This window comes from Actinomycetota bacterium (assembly GCA_036280995.1).
Taxonomy (GTDB): domain Bacteria; phylum Actinomycetota; class CALGFH01; order CALGFH01; family CALGFH01; genus CALGFH01.
The window spans coordinates 1-6,853 of the sequence record DASUPQ010000154.1 but is presented as its reverse complement, the minus strand read 5'-3'; the positions used below and the strand labels follow the sequence as shown (position 1 = coordinate 6,853).

Annotated in this window: 7 protein-coding genes; 3 read left to right on the top strand and 4 right to left on the bottom strand. The window is 69.5% G+C overall.

All coding sequences use genetic code 11. The features are described from left to right. Both VF468_04835 and VF468_04830 read right to left on the bottom strand, forming a co-directional pair. On the bottom strand, positions 1 to 380 hold a 380-nt coding region (locus VF468_04835; GenBank protein HEX5877640.1), incomplete at its 3' end, for a transposase. A 758-nt stretch (positions 381 to 1,138) separates the two neighbouring features. Continuing rightward, positions 1,139 to 1,396: a hypothetical protein gene (locus VF468_04830; protein HEX5877639.1), complete on the bottom strand. Its 258-nt coding sequence runs from the start codon at positions 1,394 to 1,396 to the stop codon at positions 1,139 to 1,141. Between the two features lie 164 nt (positions 1,397 to 1,560). Here VF468_04830 and VF468_04825 point away from each other — a divergent pair, with 164 nt between their 5' ends. Beyond that, positions 1,561 to 2,265, top strand: coding sequence for a hypothetical protein (locus VF468_04825; protein ID HEX5877638.1), 705 nt, complete (start codon positions 1,561 to 1,563; stop codon positions 2,263 to 2,265). Positions 2,266 to 2,303: 38 nt separating this feature from the next. Continuing rightward, positions 2,304 to 2,465, top strand: coding sequence for a hypothetical protein (locus tag VF468_04820; protein ID HEX5877637.1), 162 nt, complete (start codon positions 2,304 to 2,306; stop codon positions 2,463 to 2,465). 473 nt (positions 2,466 to 2,938) lie between these two features. Here VF468_04820 and VF468_04815 read toward each other — a convergent pair whose 3' ends face one another. Next, positions 2,939 to 3,283 (bottom strand): EthD family reductase, encoded by a 345-nt coding sequence (locus tag VF468_04815; GenBank protein ID HEX5877636.1) that lies wholly within the window; start codon positions 3,281 to 3,283, stop codon positions 2,939 to 2,941. A 931-nt stretch (positions 3,284 to 4,214) separates the two neighbouring features. Between VF468_04815 and VF468_04810 the strand changes: the two genes are divergently transcribed. Further along, the gene (locus VF468_04810) at positions 4,215 to 4,469 is read left to right on the top strand and encodes a hypothetical protein (GenBank protein ID HEX5877635.1); all 255 of its coding nucleotides are present in this window, start codon (positions 4,215 to 4,217) and stop codon (positions 4,467 to 4,469) included. A 117-nt stretch (positions 4,470 to 4,586) separates the two neighbouring features. Here VF468_04810 and VF468_04805 read toward each other — a convergent pair whose 3' ends face one another. Then, on the bottom strand, positions 4,587 to 6,113 hold the full coding sequence (locus VF468_04805) for an RIO1 family regulatory kinase/ATPase (protein HEX5877634.1): 1,527 nt from the start codon (positions 6,111 to 6,113) through the stop codon (positions 4,587 to 4,589). Between the last annotated feature and the right edge of the window lie 740 nt (positions 6,114 to 6,853).

Genomic DNA, 6,853 nt, shown 5'->3' with positions numbered 1-6,853 from the left:
CCGGCGGCGCGGGGCTGGGCGAGTTGGTCGCGGCCCAGCGCCTCGCGGGCCGCCCGAATCGCATCCAGGGAGTCGGACTTGGCGCCGTGCCGTCGGGCGGTCCGCTTGGGCCGGTCCAACTCGACCACCTGTTCGGCGTGGGCCTGCAGGAACCGGGTCAGCCCGGCGCCGTAGCCGCCGGTGCCCTCAATCGCCCACACCCGTCGACCGTCGTGTCGGTCGGCGAGCTGCAGCAGCTGCTGGTAGCCAGCGGGGGCGGCGGGCACGGTTACCTGCTCGATCACCGCGCCGGTCGCAGCGACGACCACGGCGGCGGTGTGAGTGTGCTTGTGGGTGTCGACCCCGATGACGACCTCGACGACCTCTGCCAGCATGTGCATCGCGTTGACTCCTTGCCCGGACGTCGACGTGACGGGATTGGTCCGGACCGACGCACGGCAGGACGGTGACGGGACACACCCGCTCTCATCGGGTGGTCAGGCCCCTACATCAGGCCAGCAGCGCCGGTTCCGGGCCGCTCCCGGCAACAACGGGCGGACAAGTCCGGCGCATGACACCACCAGGGTCAGTCATTCCAACAGTCACGCCCGCTGCCACCGATCGCGGCCCGGATCATCACCGAACCACCGGGCAGTCTCACAGTCATTCCACAGGCCACAACAGAACCTCACCAGACCGCATTCACCAGAAACGCCGCCCAACCTGAGCTGCCCAGACCCTACTGGAACGGGCTCAGCGGAAGATTGGCAGTTACCAGTAAACGGATAACCGAAGCACGGGGATGGGTTCTGACACCGCTGTGCAACCGACTATCCAGGCATGCCAACGACCATGGGATTTCAAAGAGGCTGCTCAGAGGCGTTGGTCCGGCTCAGGAGAGCGTCTCAAGACCTCATCCCGGACGCATCCCATTAAGCTGGCACCTGAAGCCCCGTGACCAGCGTTTCCGCTGGTCACTGGTCGATTTTGGGGCCTGGCTGGACTTGAACCAGCGGCCTCATCCTTATCAGAGATCGACAGCCACGCGCCGTGCTATCCAGTCTTTCCGCTGGTCGTGCGATTCCGTTAGTACCGCAGGATGGGGTGAATCTCGGTCCAGGTCCAACCTCCGATGCTGACCGCCCTACGAGCACACATTTCAGCGCTGAGCTGGCGAGGATTCAGCGAAGCGGCCGATGAGGTCGGCCGACCCCAGCGGATCGTGTAGCCACATGGCAACCATGCCAGCTTGACTGGGAATGGCGCGCCGCTGCAGGCGGGTGGCGGCGGTGTCCACCGCGGCCCGCATCACCTCGCCATGGGATACCGGATCGGCCTTGGTGGCCATGGCGTCGACGGCCTGTCGATCCGACAGCCTGTCGTCAGCATGGGCGGTGACCGGCAGGCCACCCGGCAACGGCGCTAACCATGGCCATCGTCCTCCGAGCGCCGTGGCGGCCGCCGGGTGAGTGAACGGAGTGAACCGGAGACCAGTGGGCCTCCGGAATCAGGGCCCTCTGGCTCCTGACGGTGGGCCAGGTCTGGGGGAGAGTGAGTGGAGAGGAGAAGGAGGCGAATGACATGACCTCCTCGCTGACACAACTCCGACCACCACCGACCCGCCCACCCATTCCGCCGCTCCACGCCAGGAAGCGGCCCTCCACCGCCGGCTACTGGGTCGCGGCCGCCGTGGCCGTGCTCGGGCTCACCGCCGCCTTCCTGTGGGGCGCGGTGGGCAGCACCACCACCCAGGACCGGGTCGACGGCTTGGACCGCCTGGCCGTCCCTGGCGCGACGACCGTGTCGGTGACCGACCCCGGCACCATGGTCATGTACCACGAGAGCGCCGGTGAGGTGGCCGGCTCCGTCGAGCCGACGGCCAACGCCCGGATCGCCGCGACCCGGTGGGACCCGGGGACCAGGACCATCGTGACCGTGCCCTATGCCGGCGTCACCCCGACCTGGCAGCAGCTCGGGCTGCAGGTGACCGGGCCCGGCGGCGCGGCCGTGCCGGTCGGCACCTACCGGTCCAGCGCCCGCTACGACCTGGAGCCTGGCCGAGCCGGCCGGGCGGTGGCGACGTTCCAGGTCACGGCCGCCGGGCCGTACCGGGTGTCGGCCGCTGGCGCTACTGAGGCCGGGGCCACGCTGGCCGTGGGCCAGGACATCGCCCGCAGCCTGGTGCTGACCAGGCTGGGCGCGACCATCTTGGGGCTGGTGACGGTGTTGACGGCGGTGCCGCTGGCCGTCGCCACCTACCGGGCTCGGTCCCGAGCTCTTAGGTGACCGCTGTGCAGGCCCACTGGAGCAGGAGAGGAGCTGCCATGACGCTCTTGGTATGGATCGCCGTCGCGCTCATGGTCATGGGAGCCGTCATGCTGATCGCGGGCATTGGCGCACCCGGCCTGTGGATTGCCGTGATCGCGGTCGGCATGGCGTTGGTCGTCATCGACCGGACTCAACGCCGACACGGATTGGGTTCGTAGGACCCGGGACCTTCGGAGACCGGCGCGAGGGTGCGACCTGATATACCCGCCTGCCGGCTCTTCCCGCGACCTGCGGGACGGCATTGCGGAGCTCAGGATGTGCGTGCAGCCTGAGGTCTGCGATACCACTCTGCGTGGCTACCAGCTGAGGCCGAGATTGCCGCCGAAGCGGCGCCGGCCGTAAGCCGGCCAAAGGCGCGGCCGCGCCGATGCATCAATCGCGCGAAGCGCACCACCCGGCGCGTCCGCACCACTCCCCCAAGGGGGCCATGAGCTGTACGTGGCCAGGCCCAGCGAATATTTGAGGTAGTTGCGGAACTACAAGCGCTTGAGGGCTGTGCGGGCCGCTGGTTACGCAGGTGATGGGAGCGTCAGGGTCCCAATGAGGTCGTCCGTGATGATGTCGAGTCCTAGCGAGGATGAGAGGTCCCAGCGAAGGCGAGAAGCGGCTTGGAACCGTCTCCGGCGAGGCCTCAGCCGGCGGAGGACGCGGCGGATCCTGTGGGCAGGGGAACGTCCTCCTCCTCCACGACCAGGAGCGCGGACCGGCTCGGGTCCAGGTAGTTCGGGACGTCGGCGGCTACCGCCTGCCCCTCGGGCGAGGCCAAGGCGGCGCCCATCGCCGCCGGGTCATCGAACCAGTCCTCGGAGACGGCGTCGTAGGCCGGCGGCGGCTCGTTCGGGTCCGGAAGCACCCAGTTCACCACCAACCGCCGCAGCCGGGGCAGCCTGGTGGCCAAGGGCAGGTGGGTCTCCCGCAGGTACTGCTGGAAGTCCTCCCGGCTCATGTCGCCGCGCCGCGGCAGGAGCACGATCATCTTCACCACGTTGTGCCTCCTTCCCGTTGGCGCTGCCGATCCTGCCGCGGTGTTTGAGGCCGGGGACGCCTCGCGCCGGCGAACCCAATCTGTGGAACACCCGGCCTTGCCGCGCCCCGCTGCCGGCACCGCCTACCCTAGCGATGGGCCAGGGGCTGTCAACGCCCGGCATCGGCTGCGACCTGGCCCAATCCGGTTTCCCAGGGGCGTACCGGCACGGTGGGGCAGCGCCCAGGTCCCGCCCGGATGAATGAGAGGTCCGCGATGCTCGGTGTGGCGGTCATGGGGACCGGACCATCAGAAGGCCTTCACCCGCTTCCGAGGAGGCCCGGTTCCCTTGTCATACTGCCCGCGTTCGTCGCTGCCCGCCGCGGTCCTCACCTACCTGGCCGGCCGCCTGGCCCACCTGCTGCCACCGCGACCGCCAGGGGTCGGTGGCAACCCACCGCTGGCCTTGGAGGTCGCCTGGACGCCGTCGCCGCGGTCCTCTTGGATGGACTGTCCTACCGGCGGGTCGGTCGGATGGTCGGGATCTCAAGACCGAGGTCGGCGACAGCATGGATCGGCTGCTCGGCGGGCTCGCCGCGCTCAGGTACTGCCAGCCCGACGGGACGTTCATCACCGCCCTTGCGGACCTGCGCGAGCGCCTTGGGGAGATGGCCGCCGCCGGCGAGGCGGTCTTGGTTGACGGGCTGGCGACCCGGGTGCAACGACCCCGCGGATGGCCCAACCAGAAGGTCTGGTACGACACCAAACGCCACGCCCACACCGCCCAGGGCTTGGCGGTGTCCACCGTCCATGGCGACCTTTTGTGGTGTGACGGCGGCTGGCCGGGCAGCTGCCACGAGCACGAGCTCGTCACGCTGTCTGGGCTCGACGAGGTGCTGGATGCCAGCGGCGTGGCGAGCCTGCTGGATCGGGGGTTCGGGGCATGGCCACGCGCCGCGAGCACTGGCACGCCCCGGTCGGGGACCGGCGCACCAAGGACCGGCTCTCCGACGGGCAGCGGGCCTACAACCGCCGCCAGGCCGGGCTGCGCGCGCTGGTGGAGCAGTCGATCGGGCATCTGGCCAATGCCTGGTCGTTGCGCCGCTGGCGGGGCCGGTTCTACCGGGTCCGGGATCTCTATCGCGCTGCCGGGGCGCTGGTCTGCCTCGGCCGGTGGCCGCATCGAGTCCCCGCCTGAAGCAGCATCGCGGACACCCTCAATCTCCTGGCGTGAGCATCGGCTGCATCACTTCGGTCCATGTCGTTTCGCCGGTTGACTTCTTCAATGGCGGCGTTACAACTCCATCCCTCAGCGCTAGCCGGGGATCAACCCGAGTCCATTCAGGTTGCTGATCACAAAGCCGACGGCAAGGAACGCGCCAATCAGCACCGCAAGGGTGAGCCCAAGGCGCCGCGTGCTGAAGCGCTGGATGGCGATCGGCCTGGGTGGCTCGGGCAGGAACTTCAGGAACTCGGCTTGCAGGTCCCGGCCCTGAGCGCGCAGCATCTGGCGCAGCTGCGAAGGCATGGTCAGCCCGCGGGTGGCCGCGAACGCCTCGCCGATCTCCTCCACTGTGAATTGGCGCAGGGCCCGCTCATAGACCTGCCTGGGCTCACTGCCGAGGGCGAGCACCAGCAGCATGTTGGCCAGGTCGACCCCCTGGCGCCAGGGGCTGGGGCGGACCTCGGTGAAGAACACGTCGATCAGGTACAGGGTGCCGTCGCGGACCAGCAGGTTGGCCGGCTTGATGTCACGATGGGCCAGGCCCACCTCCCACAGCCGCCGGATGATCGCCAGGCCCTGGTCGATGGTCGCGTCATCCACCTGCGCCTGGCTGATCTCGGTGGCGCCGTCCAGGAACTCGGTGACCACCAGATACTCACGCTCTGGGGTCAGCTCGACGACGCCGTAGGGTTGGGGGCTGGGCAGGCCGGCGCGCTGCATCAGGGCCAGCGCGTAGTCTTCCTGCTGGACCAGCCGCCGCACGGTGTTGAACGGCTTCTCGTCCTCCAGCCGCCCGTACAGCAGCTCCCGGCCCAGCTTGTAGGAGCGGTCGGCCCGCAGGTGGCTTCTGGCGTACAGCTTGGCGAACAGCCACCCGTCCTGGTCGCCCTTGACCTTGATGCACAGGGGGGTCGAGCCGGCCGACCCCTCCAACCCGAAGGGCTGGACGTCCTCCACGATCACACCGAGCTGGTCCTGGAGGGCGCGGCGGATCGCCTCGCCGCGGCGTCCCCCAACGTCCAGATGGGCGCTGCGGCCACGGCGGTAGGTCACCGGGAACACCTCGTCTGGGCACAGCAACCGGAAGGCGACCAGCGGGATGGTAACGCCGATGACCACGGCGACCACGACCCCGGTCGGGGTGTCGATGGCCAGGTACAGGCGGGCCAGGGCGACCACCGCGATGATCGCGGCCGCCACGGGCTTGCCCGCCTGTCGCATCCGGCCCTGCGGGACCAGGGCGTACAGCACGCCGACGAGGCGGGCCGTTAGCGTCGCGACCGGCACCAGCGGGTACGCCGACTGGGCGGCCGGGCCGAGCATCGCGATCCCGGCCGGTCGTAGCGGCGACGCCTGATCGAGGATGCCGCTGGCGAGGTAGGTGGCCAGCAGCTGGACCAGCCAGAACGTGCCGAGGAACACGACCAGGCGCCGGAACCGGCGGAACACCAGCAGCACCAGGATGACCGCCCAACCCAGCACCACCACGAGGGCCTCTCCGAGCTCAGCCACCGCCACCATCACCCTGGTGAGGGGGGCTGTGCGCAGGCTAGCCAGTCCCTCGAGCACGGCTTGGTCGACGGGAAGAACGCCCCCGGCGACCGTGAACGCGGTCACCCACCCGATGATCGCGAGGGAGCCGAAGCCGAGCCACCACCAGCCCGTCTTGCCGATCTGGCGCGGTAGTGGGGGCGCCTTCCCCGCCGGCCGACGGCGACGCTGCCCCGGGGCAACCCCTGCTGTGCGAAGGCTTGATCCGTCGCGGTCGGGGACACCCGGACGGGATGCGGATCCTGGGTCCATGCTGCTCCTGCCCTGCGGCCCGATCGTGGTCAGCCTACCAACGTCGACACCGCTCCTGGACCCGCAGTTGCTCGCGCTCGTGTCGGCGTCGGCGTCTCACCCTTCTGCTCGACGTTGAGCGGCAGCATGGCGTTCGTACCGCACCACCATGAGTGGCAACCAGGGCGGGCTGAGATTGCCGCCGTAGGCGGCGAGGACCGACGGTCCGCCAAGAACGCGGCCGCGCCGATGAATCAATCGCGCGAAGCGCATCCACTCGGTGCGGCCGCTCCACTCCCCCGTAGGGGGGCATGACCAGCGGTAATCCGGCCTCCAGGTGGCAAGGGGGTACGCGGGTGGCCAGCGTAGGGTTCTGCGTAGAGTCCAGCGTAGGGGCCAACCGCCTCGGCCACGGTGGCACCGGGCCGGGACCGGCAGGCTGCGTAGCTTACCAGCGAAGCAGCACGCGCCGAAGGCGCGTCCCTCCCTGCGACTGACCGTGGCCGGCGAGGCGGGCTCCGAGCAGGCGGTCAAGGGCGAATGGGTTCGCGTGGGAGCTGCACGGCGGCGGGGTA